16 protein-coding genes are annotated in these 20,779 nt (G+C 53.9%); 5 read left to right on the top strand and 11 right to left on the bottom strand.

Annotated elements, in window-relative coordinates; all coding sequences use genetic code 11:
• Positions 1–963 carry a glutathione S-transferase family protein gene (locus NSU18_RS27525; RefSeq protein WP_341017355.1) on the bottom strand — a complete coding sequence of 321 codons (963 nt, stop codon included), beginning with the start codon at positions 961–963 and terminating at the stop codon, positions 1–3.
• Positions 960–1,940: a glutathione S-transferase family protein gene (locus NSU18_RS27520; RefSeq protein WP_341017353.1), complete on the bottom strand. Its 981-nt coding sequence runs from the start codon at positions 1,938–1,940 to the stop codon at positions 960–962. The genes NSU18_RS27525 and NSU18_RS27520 overlap by 4 nt, the downstream gene beginning before the upstream one ends.
• Positions 1,941–2,173: 233 nt before the next feature.
• Here NSU18_RS27520 and NSU18_RS27515 point away from each other — a divergent pair, with 233 nt between their 5' ends.
• Entirely contained in the window at positions 2,174–3,013 is an 840-nt protein-coding gene (locus tag NSU18_RS27515; protein WP_341150544.1) for a helix-turn-helix domain-containing protein, read from the top strand.
• On the opposite strand, the gene NSU18_RS27510 is transcribed toward NSU18_RS27515, so the two are convergent.
• From NSU18_RS27510 to NSU18_RS27500, 3 genes are read right to left on the bottom strand one after another with little or no spacing between them, the layout of a single operon-like run.
• Positions 3,010–3,492, bottom strand: coding sequence for a hypothetical protein (locus NSU18_RS27510; RefSeq protein ID WP_341017347.1), 483 nt, complete (start codon positions 3,490–3,492; stop codon positions 3,010–3,012). The genes NSU18_RS27515 and NSU18_RS27510 overlap by 4 nt on opposite strands.
• Positions 3,489–4,748 carry a DNA polymerase IV gene (locus NSU18_RS27505; RefSeq protein ID WP_341017346.1) on the bottom strand — a complete coding sequence of 420 codons (1,260 nt, stop codon included), beginning with the start codon at positions 4,746–4,748 and terminating at the stop codon, positions 3,489–3,491. Before NSU18_RS27505 ends, NSU18_RS27510 begins: the two co-directional genes overlap by 4 nt.
• The gene (locus NSU18_RS27500; RefSeq protein ID WP_341017345.1) at positions 4,741–4,938 is read right to left on the bottom strand and encodes a hypothetical protein; all 198 of its coding nucleotides are present in this window, start codon (positions 4,936–4,938) and stop codon (positions 4,741–4,743) included. The genes NSU18_RS27505 and NSU18_RS27500 overlap by 8 nt, the downstream gene beginning before the upstream one ends.
• A 295-nt stretch (positions 4,939–5,233) precedes the next feature.
• Between NSU18_RS27500 and NSU18_RS27495 the strand changes: the two genes are divergently transcribed.
• Positions 5,234–5,614: a hypothetical protein gene (locus tag NSU18_RS27495; protein WP_341017343.1), complete on the top strand. Its 381-nt coding sequence runs from the start codon at positions 5,234–5,236 to the stop codon at positions 5,612–5,614.
• A gap of 329 nt (positions 5,615–5,943) precedes the next feature.
• On the opposite strand, the gene NSU18_RS27490 is transcribed toward NSU18_RS27495, so the two are convergent.
• A complete protein-coding gene (locus NSU18_RS27490; protein ID WP_341150543.1) occupies positions 5,944–6,351 on the bottom strand; it encodes a hypothetical protein in 408 nt (135 codons plus the stop codon).
• Positions 6,352–6,574: 223 nt separating this feature from the next.
• Here NSU18_RS27490 and NSU18_RS27485 point away from each other — a divergent pair, with 223 nt between their 5' ends.
• Positions 6,575–7,576: a VanZ family protein gene (locus NSU18_RS27485; RefSeq protein ID WP_341150542.1), complete on the top strand. Its 1,002-nt coding sequence runs from the start codon at positions 6,575–6,577 to the stop codon at positions 7,574–7,576.
• A 109-nt stretch (positions 7,577–7,685) separates the two neighbouring features.
• Here NSU18_RS27485 and cymR read toward each other — a convergent pair whose 3' ends face one another.
• Positions 7,686–8,105, bottom strand: coding sequence for a cysteine metabolism transcriptional regulator CymR (gene cymR / locus NSU18_RS27480; RefSeq protein WP_173128615.1), 420 nt, complete (start codon positions 8,103–8,105; stop codon positions 7,686–7,688).
• A 321-nt stretch (positions 8,106–8,426) separates the two neighbouring features.
• On the opposite strand from cymR, the gene mnmA reads away from it, so the two are divergent.
• A complete protein-coding gene (mnmA, locus tag NSU18_RS27475) occupies positions 8,427–9,548 on the top strand; it encodes a tRNA 2-thiouridine(34) synthase MnmA (RefSeq protein ID WP_341017339.1) in 1,122 nt (373 codons plus the stop codon).
• A 171-nt stretch (positions 9,549–9,719) separates the two neighbouring features.
• On the opposite strand, the gene NSU18_RS27470 is transcribed toward mnmA, so the two are convergent.
• The 4 genes from NSU18_RS27470 to NSU18_RS27455 form a co-directional block, all read right to left on the bottom strand.
• Positions 9,720–12,656 carry a glycoside hydrolase family 48 protein gene (locus NSU18_RS27470; RefSeq protein WP_445321875.1) on the bottom strand — a complete coding sequence of 979 codons (2,937 nt, stop codon included), beginning with the start codon at positions 12,654–12,656 and terminating at the stop codon, positions 9,720–9,722.
• 36 nt (positions 12,657–12,692) lie between these two features.
• Positions 12,693–15,428, bottom strand: coding sequence for a glycoside hydrolase family 9 protein (locus NSU18_RS27465; RefSeq protein WP_341017338.1), 2,736 nt, complete (start codon positions 15,426–15,428; stop codon positions 12,693–12,695).
• 643 nt (positions 15,429–16,071) lie between these two features.
• Positions 16,072–17,376: a replication-associated recombination protein A gene (locus tag NSU18_RS27460; protein WP_341017337.1), complete on the bottom strand. Its 1,305-nt coding sequence runs from the start codon at positions 17,374–17,376 to the stop codon at positions 16,072–16,074.
• 158 nt (positions 17,377–17,534) lie between these two features.
• Complete coding sequence (locus tag NSU18_RS27455) at positions 17,535–17,825, bottom strand: CD3324 family protein (RefSeq protein ID WP_209987564.1); 291 nt, start codon at positions 17,823–17,825, stop codon at positions 17,535–17,537.
• 614 nt (positions 17,826–18,439) lie between these two features.
• Between NSU18_RS27455 and NSU18_RS27450 the strand changes: the two genes are divergently transcribed.
• A complete protein-coding gene (locus NSU18_RS27450) occupies positions 18,440–20,455 on the top strand; it encodes a methyl-accepting chemotaxis protein (protein WP_341017336.1) in 2,016 nt (671 codons plus the stop codon).
• The last annotated feature ends 324 nt before the right edge of the window (positions 20,456–20,779 follow it).

Below are 20,779 nucleotides of genomic sequence, written 5' to 3'. Positions count from 1 at the left end.
TCAGCTATGACGGCCATGCGGAGTGTTCCACTGGCTTACATCGGGTCCCTTGGGCAGAATCCGGTATGGATTGGACCCTTCAGCGGCAAAAAGTGCAGACAGATGATAATGCCGTTTGATCGCATCGAAATCCGTGGTATCTCCAAATCCTGGAGTCTGATATAAATCCCGGGCATAAGCCCACAAGTGGCGGTAATCGGCAAGGCGCTGCCGGTTGGCCCGGAATGCCGTGTAATACGCGATATCGAAGCGGGCGAGCGTCGTGTACAGGCGGACATCGGAATCCGTCAGCTGATCCCCGAATAAGTACCGGCTAACGGAGAGGCGCTCCTCAAGCTCATCCAGCCGCTCGAATAAGGTATGATAGGCCGCCTCGTAGGCTTCCTGCGAGCGGGCAAACCCGGCCTTATATACACCGTTATTAACATCATGGAAGATCTGTTCGTTCAGTTGATCAATCTCCGCCCGCAAATGAAGAGGATACAGATCGGGTGCATCCTGCTTATGTAGCGGAGCCCAGGCGGTCTCCAGGTGATTGGTCAGCTTAAAATAATCGTTCTGAACTACCTTCCCTGTCGCAACCTCCACAAGGGCCGGAACGGTAGGACGCCCGGAGTAAGCGGGATCGGCTGTCCGGTAGGCCTCACTCAGGTAGCGGATACCCAGCACAGGATCAACGCCGCCGGCATCCAGTGTGAACGCCCAGTCCGTATGCGGAAGTGCCGGCCGGAGCGGGTCCACTGTACCCAGGCTGATCGCCTCCTCCAGACCGAGCAGACGCCGTACAATGACCGCACGGTGCGCCCAGGGGCAGGCTGCTGACCAGATCAGGCGGTAGCGGCCCTGCTCCACTGGAAGCTCATCAGGGCCATCACCAAAGGCCGCAAAGAAACGGTTACTCTGTCTTACAAAAGCGCCGTTTGCGATAATTTCTGCCGGGGAATTCTGAACTTGTTGACTCATCGGGAATACCCTCCTTTTAAATGTGCCCGCCCATGGGGAGCAGCCCAATCCCGTTCATCGGGACCCAGGGGATAAATACCGTACGGATTGCGGGCAAATCCCCTTAGATGAGGAGAGGCATGATAGCTGCTGCGGATCGCTGCCAGATCGGTGGTATCGCCAAAGCCGGGAAGCTGATACAGATCCCTCGCATAGCCCCACAAATTCGGGAAGTCCGTCAAGCGGCTGCGGTTCGTGTTAAATACCGGATAATAGGCCGCATCGAACCGGACAAGGGTGGTATAGAGCCGGACATCGGCATCCGTAATGAAATCTCCAAAAAGATAACGGCTGTGTTCAAGACGTTGCTCCAGCTCATCCAGCCGGTTGAACAGGGTATCGTAGGCCTGTTCATAAGCGGCCTGCGAATGGGCAAAGCCCGCTTTGTACACCCCGCTGTTGATATCGCTGAAGATCAGGTCATTAAGTGCGTCAATTTCGCCGCGGAGCCGCTGCGGGTACAGATCCGGCGCTCCCGCCTTATGAAATGGCGACCATACCGTCTCCAGATAGTTGGTCAGCCGGAAATAGTCACTGTTCACGCCACGGCCTGTCTGCACATCCACGATAATAGGTACAGTGGGACGTCCCTTATACTGCGGGTCCTCTGCATCATAAATCTCCTTGATATAGCGGATACCCAGCACAGGGTCAACGCCGCCCTCATCAAGCGAGAACTCCCAGCCGTATTCCGTCCGGAAATGGCTGGCCGTGCCCAGGCTGATCACTTCCTCCAATCCCAGCAGGCTGCGGACAATCACAGCACGGTGGGCATAGGGACACGCCTTCATCCAGAGCAGCCGGTAGCGTCCGGACGCTGGCCGGTGCTCGCCCAGACTATAGCCGAACGGGATGGTGAACAGATTGGCTTGCGGAACGAAGGAACCATCCGCCTTCAGTTCACCGGCAAATACAGGATGCCTGCTGCTTACACTCATGCTCCTTCCCCCTTTTTCAAGTTCTAAATCCCACCCTAATAACCAACTAAATTTATAGGTTTATACGATTATAATTCCATAGGCCATTCACTTATAGTAAAAATCGGAACCCCCTGTTCACACTTTCGTTGCTTGACTTGAAGATCGGAACTCGTTTTAATGTGAATATCTTATCTAATACTTATTTTTCCCACTGGTTAAATGTGTTTTCGGATAAAAGGAGGTCCCTTCATATGTATTTGCCAAACAGAGCATCTGAGCTCTACCGTCCCGTTCAGCCAACCTTTAAAAAGCATCTGCCCTCCTACTCCGAGTACGTTCCTTCCTTAACTGCCCCCTTTGGCGGCGGCATTCAATTCCACGGATTTTTCATGGATGACTTCAACATGGAGCAAATGTTTGTCTTTCCGGAGGGGTGCATGAATCTGGTCATTTGCTGCTACCCGGATCAGCCGTCAGCCAATATATGCGGTACTCTGTACAAAGGCAGACAGGGAATTTTCGTGCGGTCGGGGTGCGAATACTTTGTGATCCGGTTTCTTCCGGGCTATGCGGAGCATTTCTTCGGGTATCCGGTCGGTGAGTTCAGCGAGCTGGAGATTCCGATCGGGGACGTTCTTCCTCATGCTGCAGAGCTGCTGGAGCGGGTGGTGGAGAAGAGGACTTTTCCTGAACGGGTTCAGGCGTTTGAGGACTACTACAACCTCTATGTACTGGGGCGCATGGAAATCCCGCGGCTGATTGACTATTTGACCCGTCAGATTATCCGCAGCCACGGTACCTTGCATGTTAACGATTTATCGAGGGATACAGGCTATTCCAGCCGTTATATGATCAAGGCCTTTGAGCGGTATATCGGGGCATCCCCCAAGCTGTTCAGCCGCATTATCCGCTTCCAGCATGTACTGGAGCTATTGGAGGGCAATGATTACAGGAAGACGCTTGAGCGTATCTTCGAGCTTGGTTATTTCGATCAGAACCATTTCATCAAAGAGTTCAAGGAATTCAGCCTGACAACGCCAAAAAAATACATCATCCAGCGTACCTCGGGAGCTGCAGCCGATGAATGCTAGACATGTTCTTTCAGATACTCCTTCAATGCCTTTCCCAGCTCTGCCGTATACCGGGTCAGCCGCAGGCTGATCTCCGTGCGCATCACGTCCCGGGTGAGTCCGAAGCGTTCCTGATAGCCCCGGCAAAAGATTTTGTAATACACCAGGAACTCCTCCTGCTCATCGGGCACCACCCGGATATTGCGTTGCTTCAGCTCCTTCTGCAGCCGGTGCGTATCATCCATAATGCGCTGCTGAATCGCCTGGCCGGCAATCATGGAGGCCCGCTGGAGAATGCTGCCGGACAGCTCAATCTCGCGCAGGCTTTTGCTGACCATGGTGTCCAGGTAAGGGAGCAGAATGAGGTCACGCACCATCGTCCGTTCCTCGACCGTAATCATTCTTCGCCCCTCTCCCCCCTGCTTCTGTTCATACTGCTGAACATGCTCTGTCATAAGCATCTTGGATTTCCAGCGTTCGTTGCCATCCAGCTTGCTCATTTGTAATGGCCCCCGATCTGCTCAGCCCGTTCCAGGGCAACCGCGGATTCCAGCAATGAAGAGGCGCGGATCAAGGCCTGGCTGCCATACCGGGTCTTGATCTGGTCAATCGCCTGTTCCCTGCCCAGCGTTCGCATACGGTCATCGAACAGGGTCAGCTGCATCACGCGGTCATCCGTTAATTCGGAGATGGTAATCGCCAGACGGCTTAGCGGCATCCCCGTCCAGTGGTCCACGAACAAGCGGTACGCTGCCGCCGCCACCTCATGGGTCAGCGCGGACGGCTCGGGCAGTGTCGTCTGACGGCTGTAGGAATTGGAGGTATTGCCGTCCGTCTCGACTACTGCAACAGACACCACCGCGCCCATGTACCGGTATTTCCGCGCCCGCTGGCAGACCTCAATCACCAGCTCCAGCAGCACCACCTCAATCTCCTCCAGCCGGGTATACAGATTCCAGCGCAGCGCCTTCCCGTGGCCGACAGACTTCATCTGGTGGCGTATCCCGGTTACCACCGGGCTAGGATCGATGCCGCGTGCGGTCTGCCAATAATATTCCGCCTGGATATCGCTCTGCTTGCCCATAGTCCTGCGCATCCGCTGCTTGAACTCCCCCAGCTCCATCCGGGCAATATCTCCAATAGTCGTAATGCCCATACGGTAGAAATTCTTGGTCATCCGGCCAGCCACCATGAACATTTCATGCACTGGGCGCGGCCATAGCTCTGTGTCCAGATTATCGTAATCCAGCCGGAAGATTCCGCCCGCCTTCTTCTTGGCGAAGTTGTTGGCCATTTTGGCGAGGATTTTGGACGGCCCGATGCCCACCCGGGTCCACACTCCGGTAGATAACAGAACGTGCTGCTGGATGGAGTGAATCAGCTCCGGCAGGTCTCCTCCGAACGCGCGCAAGGAGCCGGTCACATCCAGGAACTGCTCGTCGATGCTGAACGCCTCCACCAGATCGGTATATACTTGGTAGATCTCGGAGATCAGGAGGGAGACCTTAATGTAGGTCCCCATCCGCGGCCGGATGACTATGAGCTCCGGGCATTTCGTCAGGGCTTCCCCCACACGCGAGGCGGTGGTCACCCCGCGGGATTTGGCGAGCGGACAGGCCGCCAGCACAATCCCGTTCATCCGCGTGGGGTCGCCGACCGCCACAGGCTGATCCGCATATTCGGGATGGGCCGCCTTTTCGACGCTGGCATAGAAGGACTGGCAGTCGGAGAGCAGAATAATCCGCTCTCTAGGCATACCGTTGCCCCCGTACCGGGCGCCACGACAGAATATTCGCGGTCAGGAACACACGGGGCTGGCCGGTGCTCAGACAGGTGGCCCGAATCCGGCCGTCCCGCATCCCGCACACCTCAATTTTCCGCTGCGTAATCCGGCCCGCCTTGTCCAGATATATCATTTCTATAGTTTGGCCGATGCTCATCTTCATGATTGATCGCCTCCGGATAAAGTGGGAACATCTGTTTGTATTATAACCAGCATTAAGTTTTTTAAGCAATGGTAAAATAGAACAGGCGTTCTCTTTTCGAAACAGTATATGCAGCTAGGGGGATAATTAGAACCGGGAAGGGAAATTAAAGGGTAAGAAACGCTGGAACAAACAGGAGATTTACCGTGTTTCTTAGCTGGAACTTAAACCCAAAAGGCGGTAAAATTCATATTAAAGCTAGCGGAGATTATAACTGTATCAACCGATATTTGTACAAGGAAGAGGTTCAAGCATAATGAGAAAAATCGCCGTTGGCGGACACACTTACTGGTGGAGTTATCAAACGGTCAGAGATGTGCATTGCCGTTCAAAGCTGACGCTGATCACAGAGGACAGAAAGACCAAATGGATTGTTAAGTTTACCACTGTAGACCCCATTACTGCCGGAAGTCCTCTGAATGAAGGATTACGGGTCATCAAAGAGGGGCAATCCTATGCTCTCAATCTAAACCAGCCCAAGTATGTTGCCGAAGTGTTGCAGTATGTACTAGGTATGGAGCTGGATACATCTGCGAAGAACGTGCATGAGCTGAACGGTAATGATCTGCTGGCTGGCATGGGGTACCGGGACACTACGGGGATGTTGATACCCGCAGCATTCAACCGGATGCTTTAGGCGCTGGAACGATAGCAACTGCATTTTATACAATGGAATACTGTAAAAAAGGCTTCGAAATACGATCTATTGTATTCCGTACAATGGAATGCTGAAAAAAGTCCCTTTTTCACCCGAAACACAATATTCTACTGTATGAAATACAATAGAACCTCATTTTATGGTCAGATATGCCTTTTCTATTGCAGGAAATACAATCAGCTATGATGTACTGGAGACGCAAACCTAAAACTTAAGCCTACACTGATCAAGGAGAACAAAGGATGAATGGAACGATCTAGTATAAAAAATCCCGCCGGCCAATTAAGGCTGACGGGTTGTTTGCTCTTTTATCCAGTCGAAACTCCTGAGAACGTCACGGGGCCGGTAATGCTGGCCGTATTAAGCAGAATATTGGTGCTGTTATTGGCTACCCCCAAAGAATAGGCATGATAACCGCTTGGAACATTTAAATCCAAATAAGAGATCGTAACCGGCTGTATTGCGAGTATAGCAAGTCCGCTTGCTCCTACATTAAAAATTGGCTGGTTATCCCGATATAACGTAAAAACTACATTCGGGACGCCAAGCGTAGTCTGAAAACCAATGGTTGCATTCAGCAAAACATCGCCGTTTGTAACCGTTGCAATTCCGAACTCCGCCAATATCTGATTCTGACCCGGTGCGAGAATTGGAATGGACAGGGTCTGAGTGCCTGTAGATGCTGTACTCCGTCCTACATCAATAACTTGTGCCACGATCAAGCCACCTCCCTTCCTGTAATCTATTAATAGATTATGTATGGAAAACAATTCCAGATTGGATAAATGGCAAGTATGATTGACACATTATTATGTGATGATAGGAAAAGCTGAATGTAAAGCCCCCACCCCGCCTTGCTGGAGATATCAGGATAGCTTATACTTCCTATGTTATCCCTGCAAAGGAGACTAAACTAAGGATAAGGAGAGGTCAAACATCATGTTTCAAGGCAAAACAAGGACCGCCGTCTGGATCGGTCTCGGTCTGTACACTGGCCTCATCTTATTTTTCTTGTTTGCCGGCTTCAACCGTTCATCGGCTCTGCCCGAGACAGGCTTACGGTATCGCTTGGCTTTTGACGGCATTCCGTTGCATTTTCCGGGCGGGGGTTATTCGAATCTCTGGGTCTTCAATCTGGGTAACTATCTGGCCTTCGTACCGTTCGGCCTCGTCCTCCCGCTGCTGATCCGCTGCCGGTTCCTGCCGTTCCTCTTGGTCTTCTTAGCAGCCATTACAGGAATTGAGCTGATTCAGATGGTAACGGGTCTGGGTTCGTTCGATATCAACGATATCGTCATTAATACGCTGGGCGCGGTTGTCGGCTACGGCGCCCAGCGGCTAATCCGCCGCGACCGTACAACCACAAAAGGTATGCTCAAGCTCCTGTCATCAGGCGCTGTCTTGACGTTAATCGTCTACTCCGCTGTGAGCGGTATCAACTATTATCTGGATCATGGCCGCGGGGAGATCCGAGCGCTGGACCAGCTCCCTATTGAGCAGGGTGAAATACGGTGGGAACAAGGACTCCATAGTTTCACTATGGCACAGGAGCAGGTCGAACCGGTGATCAATCTCTATAGCCCTGAACATCCGGGACTTCATGAGTTCTCACTGCGCCTGGATGGACAATATAAGGAGTTATCCGGGAATTTCGGCGTCCCTGACGATGCTATACCTGCTAAGGGCAGCGGCACCAGCAGTGTCATAATCAGCGCCGACGGAGAAGAGCTTTACTCCCTGGAGGTGAATATCGCACCGGGCGAGAATCAGCCGCTGTCTTTTCAGGTGCGGCTTGAAGGCAAACAGCAGCTGACTCTTGCAGTCAAAACCGATGCTGCCGACCCGCGAACCCATGCGGTATTGTGGGACCTTACGCTCACAGAGGCCAATACCGGCCAAAAGCTGGCCGCGCGGCTTCACCGGCTGCTGGGCGGGGGATAAAATAACCAGGTCCGCTAGCCAAATAGCTCCTGCGCCCCTGAAAGCAGGCTCAATCCGTTATAGACAAAAGACCCTTCAAAGCCGGATGGCTTGAGGGGTCTTTCCATTTCTAGATATAGAACATGTAATTATCCGCTTGGCTCTCTTCCTTGAAGTTGATCAGGTCGGATAGCGTGGTGGAGTCCAGGACGTCCGCGATGCTGTCGCGGATGCGCAGCCAGAGGTCGCGCTTGGCCGGGTCGTCTTCTTCGGTGAAGTCCACCGGGGAGATCGGGCCTTCCAGGACACGGATGATATCTCCGGCGGTAATGGTGCTGGTCTCGCGGGACAGTATGTAACCGCCGTAGGCTCCGCGGATGCTCTTCACCAGGCCTGCATTGCGCAGCGGGGCGATGAGCTGCTCCAGGTAATGCTCGGACAGTCCGTTTTTCTCGGCGATGCTCTTAAGTGATGTAGGCCCTTCGCCGAATTTCAGGGCAAGCTCCATCATAATGGTTAATCCGTAACGTCCTTTGGTTGATATTTTCAAAGGGGCACCTCTTTCGTATAGTTGCTGGTTCTGCCTGTGTCTGTTCAGCGTGACTGGACATGCGATATGTCATATCAACGTATTCCGATGTCTGCTCTCAGCTTATGTTATCATATCTATAGATACATTTGGAACAGCAAACGGTAATAATTCGCGATTTTGTTCGCCACTGGTGGACAAATTGTCAATTTCGGACTGTTTTTCGCTATATTTTATAGCCTGGGTGTCCTCGTTTGGGGTAGACAGGTATGTTATAATACACAATGAGCCGGGTGTTCAGTGAGAACGCCGGTATTTTGTGTACAGAAAATGGTGATCACGATGACAAAAGCTAATCAGGATATCCGGGTCGTCGTCGGGATGTCGGGCGGTGTGGATTCCTCTGTTACAGCGCTGCTGCTGAAGCAGCAGGGATATGACGTCATCGGCATCTTCATGAAGAATTGGGATGATACCGACGAGTTCGGCGTATGTACGGCCGAGACCGATGCCGAGGATGTGCGCCGCGTCTGCGAGCAGATCGATATTCCTTACTATACCGTTAATTTCGAGAAGGAATACTTTGATAAAGTCTTTTCCTATTTCCTTGAAGAATATAAGGCTGGCCGGACCCCGAATCCGGATGTGATGTGCAACCGCGAGATCAAGTTCGGCGAATTCCTGAACAAGGCGCTGCAGCTTGGCGCAGAATATGTCGCTACGGGGCATTACGCCCGGGTCGTGGAAGAAGACGGACTGTTCAAGCTGCTGCGCGGCGTGGACAACAACAAGGACCAGACGTATTTCCTCAATGCGCTGAATCAGTACCAGCTCTCGAAGGCCATGTTCCCGATCGGACATCTGCCGAAGCCGGAGGTACGCCGGATTGCCGAGGAAGCCGGACTCTATACCGCGAAGAAAAAAGACAGCACCGGCGTCTGCTTCATCGGCGAACGCAATTTCCGCGAATTCCTCAGCCAATACCTGCCTGCACAGTCAGGCAATATGGTCGATATCGCTACGGGCGAAGTGAAGGGCCGGCATGACGGCCTCATGTACTACACGCTGGGCCAGCGCCAGGGGCTGGGTATCGGCGGCTCGGGGACAGGCGAGCCCTGGTTCGTCGCCGAGAAGGATCTGGCCAGCAACACCCTGTATGTGGTGCAAGGCGAGAAGCATATCAGCCTGTACTCGACCAGCCTTATAGCCTCAGGAGTGAACTGGATCGATCCGGACACTCTTGGCGATGCGCCGCTCAAATGTACGGCCAAGTTCCGCTACCGCCAGCCGGATCAGGGAGTTACCCTGACGAAGCAGGCCGATGGAACCGTCCATGTCGCCTTTGATGTTCAGCAAAAGGCGATTACGCCCGGACAAGCCGTGGTCTTCTATCTGGGCGAGACCTGCCTTGGCGGCGGAACGATTGAGACGGCCGACAAGGTTGTGCCGCTGGCGCAGGCCTGATTGGGGAACAATGGCGTGGTGCTCAGTCTAATGTGATCGGTTTTTCGCATACATGCTGCTTAGTACATCCAAAAAAGAACCTTCAAACCACAGCGCGTGGAGTTGAAGGTTCTTCGTCATTGATGGGCAGGATACAGAGTCACGCCGGGGCTGACTCACAGGGCGGCAGTCTTATTGCGGCTGAACACCCCAGACCAGTACACCGTTGAGATACAGCGGTACCCGGTTCCAGTCTGTGAAAGATGTTTTGGTTGCATCATAGGAGTAATCGTCAGCCTCATTGTAATTACTCCAGTCGGTCTTGTTAATGCGCAGTTGAATCTCGCCGGTGTTCGCACCTGCTGCCAGACTGCCGGCACCGGCGCTGAAAGAGATTTCCAGATAATGGTCTGCGCCTGTAACTGCAGATTCAAGCTTCACGAAGCTGCCCAGCACATTGCTGCCGCCGAGAGCCGCATAATCGACATTGAACTGCTGTGCCCGCTCGCCGTCAATCGTGTAGTAATACCGGACCTTAACCTTGCTGAGGTCTACCGCTGTGGTCCCATTATTGACAATCCGCAGCTGTGGACGGAACTGCGGGTCGGTGGCGTTCGTATCCGTTGTACGGTATTGAACGACCAGATTTCCTACGGCAGGCGTAGCGGTTGGTGCGACTGTCGGTGTAGCCGTTGGTACTGTTGTCGGTGTAGCCGTCGGTGCGACTGTCGGTGTAGCCGTTGGCACTGTTGTCGGTGTAGCCGTTGGCACTGTTGTCGGTGTAGCCGTCGGTGTAGCTGTCGGTGTGGCTGTTGGCACTGTTGTTGGTGTAGCTGTCGGTGTTGGTGTAGCTGTCGGAGTGGCCGTTGGCGTGGTTGTAGGGGTAGCTGTCGGCATAGGGCCGCTGCCGTTATTAATCAGCCGGTCATATTCGGCGTAGGCTGTAGCCATGTCCACCTGTGACCAGAAGCGGTGATAGGTGAACTCAGGCGCGCCATTGTCCCAGGTCTTGGTGGTTTTATTGTAGGAAGTATTGTATTTTCCTTCGAGATAACTCCACTTGGGATCATTTTTGATTTTCGGGAGAATATCGGTGTAGCTCGCATACACTCCATTGCCGCCCTTAGCCGGGTCAGATGGAACTGTCGCGTTCCCCGGAATGGTATTGCCCTGGCCGAAGGTACCGCTCCAGCCTGCCGGGAAATAGACCTCTTTGGTGAAGAACCGGAAATAATCGGCACGCTTCTCCAGAGTGGTAATTCCAAGGCCGTCATTGTAGCCCCAGGCGGTATCCAGCATCGACTTAGCCAGCTGCGAAGCGGTTCCGCCGAGCGCAGTGTAGTTGCCGTGCTCTGCCTTGTTCCCTGCGGCGAAGAACGTGAGGGCTTTGATATAGCTGCCCAGTACGCCGGTATCCTGCCCTGGGTCCTTGGTCACTGCCTTCAAGCTGCTGTTGCCGTTAAAAGAGCTGAAGCCGTTCCAGGTATCCGGCTGGCCGTGCCACTCTACATTGCCCGGAATCCAGAATTCGCCCGGTGCAGCCACAGTAGCCACCTGCGGGTTGGCTCCGCCCAGAATCCGGTTGCCCTGCTGATCCAGATAATAGCCGGCGGCATCCGATACGGGACGGCTGCCTACAAAAGCATAATCTGAAGACCAGTCAATCCAGTTCTCAATGACCCGTTTGGCCATTTTGAAATTATCCGAGGTGGTATCCCCGCTGGAAGCCAGGATATAATACAGCTCTGCTACGCGCTCCATACTCCAGGACTGCATCCCGAACCAGTTGTTGGATGGCGGGTCCTGATAGACAGGTGCCTCATCGTAGAGCATGCCGTAGAACGTGCTGGCTCCGGCAGGATAAGCACTGTAAGAACCGCCGTAGCTGTTGGTGGCACCGCCTGCAATCGCTCCTTCAGAGGATTGCAGCCAGTTGTAGAATTCCAATTGGCGGGTCAGCGATTTGCTCCAATCCGTTCCGGCTGTAGCGGAAGACGGAACCAGCCCTGCAGTTGCAGTGGACAGCGCATAGGCTGCAACCACATTCTGGTACCCTTGGTGCGCATGGCTTGCGCCGATTCTCCAGGCCCAGTCTCCGCCGCTGCCCAGACCGCCGCCCCAGGAGGTATACCAGGCCATCAGGTACTGGTTGGAATCCTTGCCGGTTCCCGGCTGAGGCGAACCGTTAGCCGCACTTCCAACCTTCTGGAAGTACTTATCGTACATACCGTAACGGAGGAAGTCGCCCATTTTCTTGGCTTTGTTCAGATAGACCGTATTGGTATAGCCAAGATCCTTGGCCCAGTACATCGCCTGCACAGCGCGTGCATCGGCGTCTGTAGCATTCGTGTAACGCCACTGCGCGGAAGGCGCACTATTTTCCTTGGTGAACAGGCTCATGAAGCCTTCATTCGGCTTGCCGAAGGTCTTGTTATCCTGCGAAGGATGGGAGACCGCCTCCCACACCGATTCCTGCACGCCGCGCTGGAAGGTGTTCACATAGCTGGCGGTGTGCTTAGGATTCAGCAGGTTGCCGAACCCATACCAGTTGTCCACATCCACCAGCCAGTGCATCAGATAGGTCTGGTTATTGCCGTAGGTGGCCTTCAGCTCTGCATCGAGCGGGTCCTTACCCGGAGTGTACTTGCCGTTCAATGCACTTGGATACTGATCCGGCTGAGGGAGCTCCGAGGCGTAGGTGGCCGGGCTGTTCGGGTTGTAGCTGCTCATCGTCGGCTGCTCCTGCACACCGTCGCCTTCATTAATTGGAATGATGTATTTCTCCATGTTATCCCAGGCTGATTCGAGCTTGCTCCAGTCCCCGGTGTTATGGCCATACAGCACTTCAAGCCACATCCAGTAGCTATAGGCCTCGGAGGTAGTCATATGCCCATAGTTGGGCGCCTCGCTGAGCAGGGTCTCTACCGCATGATACGGGATGCCTTCAGCCGAGAAATACCCGCTGGCCGGGTCCTTCAGCTGGTCATACAATTGCAGGAACCGGGTCTTCTCCACCGATGCCGCCTTGGCGGTTCCAGGGCTGAAGCTTAGGATTCCGCTGGTGAGGGAAAGGGTCAGAACGGCAGTCATGACTATGGAGGCCGGTTTCTTGAATGAACTTAGCTTCATCTTCATCATTTCGGCATACTTCCTCTCTGGTATGGTTTAGGGTTCGAGGCCCCAGACAAGTGTTCCTCCACGGTACAGGGTGACTTTGTTCCAATCCGCGAAGGTCTGCTGGGTACCGCCATAGGAATAGTCATTGCTCTCATTGTAGGCCGTCCAGTCTGACTTGTTGAAGCGCACTTGAATCTCCCCGCTGTCTGCCCCTGGCGCCAGGCTTCCTGCTCCTGCCGCAAAAGAAATCTCCAGATAAGAGTCGGCCAGGGTAACAGGTGCACTAAGCTTCCCGAAGCTTCCGTTCAGGTTCCCGCTGCCGACAGCTGCATAGTCACAGTGGAATTCCTGCGGCTTGTCCCCGTCAACAGTGTAATAGTAACGCAGCTTCAGACCGCTGAGCGGAATGGCCTCGGTTCCTGTATTGATAATCCGGAACTGGCTGCGGATCTGTGAATCGCCGGGACTGGTATCATTGGTGCGGTACTGCACGCGCAGAGCGCCGGCAGGCACTGTAATCTCGCGCGGCTTGGCGCTCACCTGTACGGACGCTGTACTCTCCCCTACGCTGTTCGAAGCGGTTACCACATAATAATAGTCCACTCCGTTCGTTAGTCCGCTGTCGCTGTAGACTGCTGAAGTAGCCGTACCCACTGTAGTGTACGGTCCGCCGCTCACCAGAGAGCGCTTGACGGTATACTTCGTCGCACCGCTGACTGCATTCCAGCTCAAGGCTACGCTGGCATTGCCGGGCTCCGCCTGGAGGCCGGACGGACGTCCCGGAACCTGCGGTTCACCTGGCGTTCCGCCGCCGGAAGGCAGCTCCCCGTACACTTTGACACCTGCATCGTACACCGGGATATAAGGGTTCTTCGTTGCCGCTGAAGCATTCGCGGCCACTCCCTTGAAGGAGAAGTCATTGCTGTTGTCCCAGAAGGTGGTGTTCAGCGGTCCGGCAATCCGGAACTGAACCTCCTTGCGGTAAGCTGACTGTCCTCCCGGGTAGATCGGGGTGCCGGAGAAATCTACTTTGGTGTAGTAGATATGGTTCGCTTCATCGTAAGGCAGCAGTTGGGAGACAGTGGCTCCCTGGTTGTAGCCCCCTGCCTTAACCGTGATATCGCCCGGACCATATCCCGCAGCAACAGCCTCGCTGATGTCCAGATAGTAGTTGAAGGACAGCTGGCTGCTGGAGCGGGCAGGCCATGCAGAACGGTTATTGAGAACCGCGCGGATCTCCACAAAATTGCTGCCGCTGGCATTCACGGAAGTCTCCGTGAACATCTCATCCTCACGCGTTTCGGCCGGAGGGAAGTTCGCAAGCGGGCTCTGCCCCTGCCCGTGAAGCATCATCATCCGGGCCAGAGAACCGGTAAAGGCTGAATTGTAATCGGTTGCAACTTCATTAGAGACATAATCGCTGATTGCATCTGTGTACGCATCGGTCTTGGAGGGTCCGCCAACGAGTGCGCCGTAAAGCACATGCCGGTGGTTGGCCGGGGTGGTCTGGCTGTCGCTCCAGGAGCCGTGTGAGGTACGGTGGTGAGGATGCTCAGGTGCATTCGCGCCGTAGCCGATAACATAGCTGCTATTACGCGGATTGTCGCCCAGCATATAGTTAATCTGGCGCTCTGCGAAGGCCTGGGCGGTATTCTTTTTCACCGGATCAGTCACCCAGTCTGCATAGACAAAAGCAAGGAAAGCATGGTTGGCTGCATACCGCAGCGCCCCCCATTGATCCAGATGGGCCAGCCCGCCTGGAGTATACGTTACCCGGTCAGAGGTGCCGTTCACCCCGGTCGTCCAGAACTGCATATTGCGTTCCGTGGACTGGATGAACTTGGGGTCCTCGGTGATGCGGGACAGCAGGAGCTGTGCCCCGTAATGCTTGTCATCCCAGGATTGGGTCCATTGGTAGCCCCAGTCACCGGCCTGGTTGGTGCCCCACAGTTCACTGGCGGCAACCGCCTTGTCCAGATAGGTCTGCTCACCGGTCGCCAGGTATAGCCAGACACCGCCCCAGCTTAATTCATCGGCATAGCTGCTCCATGAATTGTAATACTGCTTGGCGTCCGTGATGGTATCGGAGTAAGCCCCCCGGTACGTATCGGCAAAATTGTATAATTGCTTGGCATGCAGCAGGAGCTTGTCCGCATAAGCGGGATCTGAATCCCTGAAAATAATGGAAGCCGAGGCAAGGGCGGCGGCAGTCTCACCAGCCAGATCCGAGCCGGGATGTGCAGCATCAATCTTGTAGGCCGGGCGCGCCATAGGCATGACCTCCGCCGGTCCCCACCAGTTATGGTCCGCCGTGCCGTTACCCACCTGTCCCCACAGCTCATTCGGTGCAGTATGCGCTTTCACAAAATAGTCTGTGGCCCAGCGGATATTGTCCAGAATCTCATCCAGCTGCCCGGACTGCACGTAACCATCCTTGTATTCATAGACCGACCATGCCAGCATGGTCGCAGTATACGCCATCGGAAAGCCGAATTTGACATGATCTCCTGCGTCGTACCAGCCTCCCGTCAGGTCATGGCCGACATCGGCACCATCCTGCAGCCCCGAGTCGCCTCTCCATTCCACGCGGTTGTCCGCCGGCAGTTCACCCGAGCGCTGGGCCTCGTAGAAATAGATCGATTTCTGCAGTGCCTCTGCATAATTAAATCCGGCGCTTGCCGCTTCGGTGACAGACGGGCGGACTGCCGTCCCTGAACCAATGGTGAAGGCTAACATCAGGCTTAGTGTAGCGATACAGCCGGTCTTCCGTTTACTTTGACTCATCCTTGCTCATCTCCCTTCGATTTCTTGATTTTTCAGTCCGTCAGGACTCAGGCACGCACAAATACCTCCCCAGTGTCCATAATTAGACATCATATTTAGGCACGTTCCATATACCACCTCTATCTTACAAATTAAGGTAAAATACCTCTACCTACACATATACCACATATAGTAAATTAATTCTATATATTTACATTACAATTTTCTGAGGATACCGGTTTTTTTGCCAAAATATTTCTATTTCTATCATATTTATCGCCTGCAGGGTTGTTCCTGTTCGCCTGCAAATTCGCTTACATACATTCGTCCTGCGCATTGTGATCGGTTTTCCGATTACATTCCGCCCTCTCGCCTCCGCCACGCCCATTGTGATCGGTTTTTCGATTACATTCCGCCCACTCGCCTCCGCCATGCCCAATGTGATTGGTTTTTCGATTACATCCGGCCTGCGTGCCCCCATCCTGCGCATTGTGATCGGTTTTTCGATTACATTCCGCCCACTCGCCTCCAGCACGCTCATTGTGATCGGTTTTCCGATTACATCCGGCCCGCACAGGCTCATCTGGCGCATTGTGTTCGACAGTCCGCAAATACTTGCACGCACAAAAAAACCACCGTATGAAATACATACGGTGGTACAGAGCTATTGCCCGCGCCGCAGCTGCTGGTTATGGCGGATCTTCGCCTCATTGCCCTGCTCGGTGGCCTGATAGAAGACCTTGCGGGAGATTGCCTTCGGCAGATAGTCCTGCTTCACATAATGGCCGGGGAAGTTATGCGGATACTGGTAGCCCTCATGGCCCAGCTGGGCCGCACCTTTATAGTGCGTATCCCGTAAATGCAGCGGCACCTCGGCCGACTTCAGATCCTCCAGACTGTTCATGACGTTCGCGATAGCGGTCACTACCCCGTCTGATTTCGGGCTCTCTACGGCGAACAGAATCGCCTGCGCGATATTCAGCTTGGCCTCCGGCCAGCCGTTATTGCGGTAGGCATCCAGCGCGCTGACTGCCTGGACCATCGCTTGCGGGTTCGCCAGGCCGATATCCTCGCTGCTGGCCGCGATCAGTCGGCGGATGAAGGTCATCGGGTCCATGCCAAGCTTCTCCACCGCGTAGAGGAACCAGAACAGGGCGGCGTCACTGGAGCCGCGGATGCTTTTGTGAAAAGCGGACAGCACGTCGTACTGCGTCGACTCGTCCGCCTTCACAATCGGGCGGCGGATCGACTCCTCCGCCACCGCAAGCGTAATATGCACGCTGCCGTCACGCTCCGGCGCCGTAGTCATCGCCGCCAGCTCCAGAGCATTCAAGGCCCGGCGGATATCGCCGTTCGCCATGGCGGCGATATGCAGCAGCGCGTCTTCATCAGCCTTCAGGTCCATGAAGCCGAGCCCCCGCTGATCGTCAGCAAGCGCCCGCTTCATCGCAATCAGGCTATGTTCGCTTGTCAGGGACTCCAGCTGAAACAGTGTCGAGCGGCTCATCAAGGCCCCATTCACGTAATGGAACGGGTTCTCCGTTGTCGCACCGATGAAGGTAATCGTCCCCTTCTCCACGGCCGGCAGCAGCGCATCCTGCCGGGAGCTGTTGAAGCGGTGTACCTCGTCCAGGAACAGAATCGTCTTCGAGCCGTACAGCGCCTTATTGCTCTGTGCGCGTTCAATGACCTCCCGCACATCCTTCACCGAAGCCTCCACCGCATTCAGCCGCACGAATTCACCTTGGGTGTGATGCGATATGATATGGGCCAGAGTGGTTTTGCCGCAGCCCGGAGGCCCGTAGAGCAGGATAGAAGAGACCTGATCCGCTTCAATCGCTCTGCGCAGCAGCTTGCCCCTGCCTACAATATGCTCCTGTCCGATATATTCATCCAGATTGCCGGGCCGCATCCGGTCTGCAAGCAGCCGTCCGCTCCCGTTGTCTTCACCCTGCGAGAATAAATCCATCCCTACACTTCCTTGCTATCATCTAAGATTTCGATAGAATACATACACTTCTCCTATCATACCATACCTGTAGCGGTCGTTAAAAAGAGCATGACCCCGCCGCCACCGGCGGGAGCCATGCTCTTTGTTCTAGAATTAGAACTCATATACGTTCCAGACTAGCGGTTCATCGCCAGCCGCATCTGCCGCATTTTGGAAATAATCTTGCGGATGCTTTCTTCGGATAAGTGATATCTCTTCTGCAGCTCGTTCACCGAGCAGCCGCTGCTGTGACTACAGAAGATCTCTTCGTTGCGGGCAGCAATCTCTTGCCGGGAGCCGCTGTTCTCGCCCCATCTCACCCGTTCTTCCGCTTTCTTCGGGATGTATAACAGCTCACCCTGTATGTAACCCTGCAGCTCTTCGAGCAGCCCCGGGGGGAGCACATCCTTTCCATTGACGTAACTCACGTTCAATTTCCTCCTTCAACAGGTGTATTCCGTTCAGTCCGATCACTGTACTGTTCTGAATAATCATTCCACCTGCCTCCTTTCTTCTCCTCAAATTTGGTAAATCACCTAAATTCATTATATTAAACCCTGCGGTTATCGTCTACATTCATTATAAATCAGCAGCAATCTGTCAGTGGTTGGTCAGTAACATTCTATATAATATAGTAACCGGAATTACATATCCGCTCGTGTTCGCTCGTTATACATAAGGAGGCCTCGCGGCCTCCCCCTAAACAGGTTTCCGTCTTAGACGGAAACCACCTCGTATTCTGAAAACATATCTTCAGCCTCCTTCCAGAAGTAATCTTGCCCGGCCGGACACTTATTATTAAGCCACAGGCCGCCCGGGGTTACAAGTTCAAGAATAGTTATAATCGTTCTCCACCTGAAAGGCTGGCGCGCGTACTACTTGGAACGAGGAAGAAACCGGGAAGAATGCGAGTTAATTTTTTTGACGAAAAACTAATTATTTAGTCGATCTCTGTCGAAATATATATTAAAATATCTAGTTACTTCGAGATATGGAAATAAATTTTAACCGCCATCCATTCAGAAATTCAGGAGGAACTTCCATGCCAACACCGAAAAAAACCCGAAAGCACCTATTTCGTATCACGAAGCTCAGAACTGAACTGATGCTGCTTATCATTACAGCTATTGTGCTGCCCTCACTGGCTCTGGTGGCTATATCAACACAAACCTCAGAATCGGCTCTGCGCTCCAAAATGGAAGACACCACACGTTCAAGCATCCACCTCCTGGATAAAACACTGTCGCAGCTGATCCTGCTGGAGAGTGCCGCAGTGAATGAGCTGGCGTACGAGATGAGCAGCGCCGGGCTGACGAACAACTCTCCACAGCTGCGCAAGCTGATCGACAACTTCAAGCTCGAGCATCCTGAGGTAGATATCGTGGCGATAGGCAACGAGGACGGGAAATACATGTTCGCGCCGGATTCCAAGCTGGACAATTATGATCCCCGGATACGCGATTGGTACATAGATGCACTTAAGACTCCGGACAAAACATCGGTAATTAATCCCATTTTCTCCAAAGTAACGAACAGCTACATTCTACCGGTCTCCAAGGCTTTTCCGGACGGTAAAGGTGCTATTACAATCAGCATCAGCATGAAGGAGCTAATGGAGCTGGCGAAGAATGTCAGTCTGGGCGACAGCGGATATGTCTTCATCCTGGACGGCAATAACAAGGTGATCTACCACCCTGCCATGGAGGTTGCTTCAGAGGCCACAGGCGCAATGACGGCTGGAACCAAGCAAGGCCCGGCGGGCAAAATCTCCTACAAGGATACGGCAGCCGATACGCAAATGGACGGATACTACATTACCAATGATCTGACCGGCTTCACTCTGGCCGGAGTGCTTCCGGAGAGTGAATACACGAAAGCGGTCTACCCGATTCTGTACAAATCAGCTATCGTTCTCGTGGTCGCGCTGCTGCTTGCTGCAGTGATTACCTTCCTGATTATCCGCCGGATTACCGGGCCGGTAGAACGCCTGAACCGTTCGGCCAAGCGGGTAAGCGAAGGATATCTGGATGAATTCGTCCAGACCAGCCGCAGGGATGAGATCGGTCAGCTTGCCGGCAATTATAATGAAATGGTCTCTTCACTGCGCACCATGGTGCAGGAGGTTGCCGAGACCTCCGGCCAGCTCGCCGCTGCCAGTGAACAGCTCACAGCCAGCACGGCTGAGAACAGCAAGGCGGTCGAGTATGTGACAGAGCTGGTGGAGGAATCCACCCGGGGCGTGGAGACCCAGGCGTATGCTTCCGCCGAAGTCGCTACAACGATGGAGGAGATGTCTACCGGTATCCAGAAAATCGCTTCCGCTTCAGAGGCAATTGTGAGTGCCGCTATGCTTACGGAAACGGATGTCGCAACCGGCAGCTCCAGAATGCAGGAGACCCTGCAGCAGATGAAGACGATCCGCGAATCGGTGCAGCAGTCCGGCACCCTGATCGCTGAGCTTAACGGCTTAAGCACCCGGGTCGCTGAGACCAGCACGGCGATCTCCGCCATTGCCAAGCAGACCAATCTCCTGTCGCTGAATGCCGGTATCGAAGCGGCCCGGGCCGGAGAACACGGGCGGGGCTTCGCCGTCGTAGCCGGTGAAGTGCGCAAGCTATCGGAGGCTACGAATAGCAGTGCCGGACAGATTCAGGAGACCATCTCCGATATGGTCGGCCTGATCGCCAGCGCTTATGATGTAATGAAGCATAAGGTGGCAGAGGATGTGGAGCAGGGCATGGCGCTTACGCTGGAGGCAAGCGAAGCCTTCCGGCAGATTGAGCAGTCCACACGGCAGGTCGGCGAGCAGATCCATGAAGTCTCAGCCATTACAGAGCAAATGTCGGCCAGCAGCTCCGAAGTAGCCGCCTCCGTCCAGGAGATGGCTACCATCGCCCGGTCCGCGCTTGACTCCTTCCAGAGCGTAACGGCAGCTACCGAGGAGCAGCTTGCTTCGATGGAGGAAATCACCTCCTCCTCTGCGGCACTCTCCGGCATGGCTGCGGATATGCAGGGACAGGTGGAGCGGTTCCAGTTCGATGCGAAGGGTAAGGCTTAAAGAGAACAAATTCACTCTGCGGTTGAATAGGATTACCTTCGTGCGAGCACATTGTATGCTGTTTTTCGCATACATTCGGGACATGCGCCTGCATGCGAGCTCAATGTATGCTGTTTTCCACATACATTCGGGCTATGCGCCTGCATGCGAGCTCAATGTATGCTGTTTTCCACATACATTCGGGCTATGCGCCTGCATGCGAGCTCAATGTATGCTGTTTTTCGCATACATTCAGCAACATAGTCACTGTGCGAATCATTCAAAGAACTCTTAGCCACAAATTTACATTCACCTTATCCACAGCAGGAGGAAACTATAGTTTCC

Origin of the sequence: Paenibacillus sp. FSL H8-0048 (assembly GCF_038002825.1) — a bacterium.
In the GTDB taxonomy this organism is placed as follows: domain Bacteria; phylum Bacillota; class Bacilli; order Paenibacillales; family Paenibacillaceae; genus Paenibacillus_AQ.
The sequence above is the reverse complement of the archived record's forward strand: the minus strand, read 5'-3'. Positions and strand labels throughout refer to the sequence as shown.

Coding starts and splice junctions, on each gene's coding strand:
- NSU18_RS27465 (WP_341017338.1), bottom strand. CDS start 15,428: ATGAGTCAAAGTAAACGGAAGACCGGCTGTATCGCTACACTAAGCCTG.
- NSU18_RS27485 (WP_341150542.1), top strand. CDS start 6,575: ATGTTTCAAGGCAAAACAAGGACCGCCGTCTGGATCGGTCTCGGTCTG.
- NSU18_RS27510 (WP_341017347.1), bottom strand. CDS start 3,492: ATGAGCAAGCTGGATGGCAACGAACGCTGGAAATCCAAGATGCTTATG.
- NSU18_RS27470 (WP_445321875.1), bottom strand. CDS start 12,656: ATGAAGCTAAGTTCATTCAAGAAACCGGCCTCCATAGTCATGACTGCC.
- NSU18_RS27515 (WP_341150544.1), top strand. CDS start 2,174: ATGTATTTGCCAAACAGAGCATCTGAGCTCTACCGTCCCGTTCAGCCA.
- NSU18_RS27460 (WP_341017337.1), bottom strand. CDS start 17,376: ATGGATTTATTCTCGCAGGGTGAAGACAACGGGAGCGGACGGCTGCTT.
- NSU18_RS27450 (WP_341017336.1), top strand. CDS start 18,440: ATGCCAACACCGAAAAAAACCCGAAAGCACCTATTTCGTATCACGAAG.
- NSU18_RS27505 (WP_341017346.1), bottom strand. CDS start 4,748: ATGCCTAGAGAGCGGATTATTCTGCTCTCCGACTGCCAGTCCTTCTAT.
- NSU18_RS27525 (WP_341017355.1), bottom strand. CDS start 963: ATGAGTCAACAAGTTCAGAATTCCCCGGCAGAAATTATCGCAAACGGC.
- NSU18_RS27520 (WP_341017353.1), bottom strand. CDS start 1,940: ATGAGTGTAAGCAGCAGGCATCCTGTATTTGCCGGTGAACTGAAGGCG.
- NSU18_RS27500 (WP_341017345.1), bottom strand. CDS start 4,938: ATGAAGATGAGCATCGGCCAAACTATAGAAATGATATATCTGGACAAG.
- NSU18_RS27495 (WP_341017343.1), top strand. CDS start 5,234: ATGAGAAAAATCGCCGTTGGCGGACACACTTACTGGTGGAGTTATCAA.
- mnmA (WP_341017339.1), top strand. CDS start 8,427: ATGACAAAAGCTAATCAGGATATCCGGGTCGTCGTCGGGATGTCGGGC.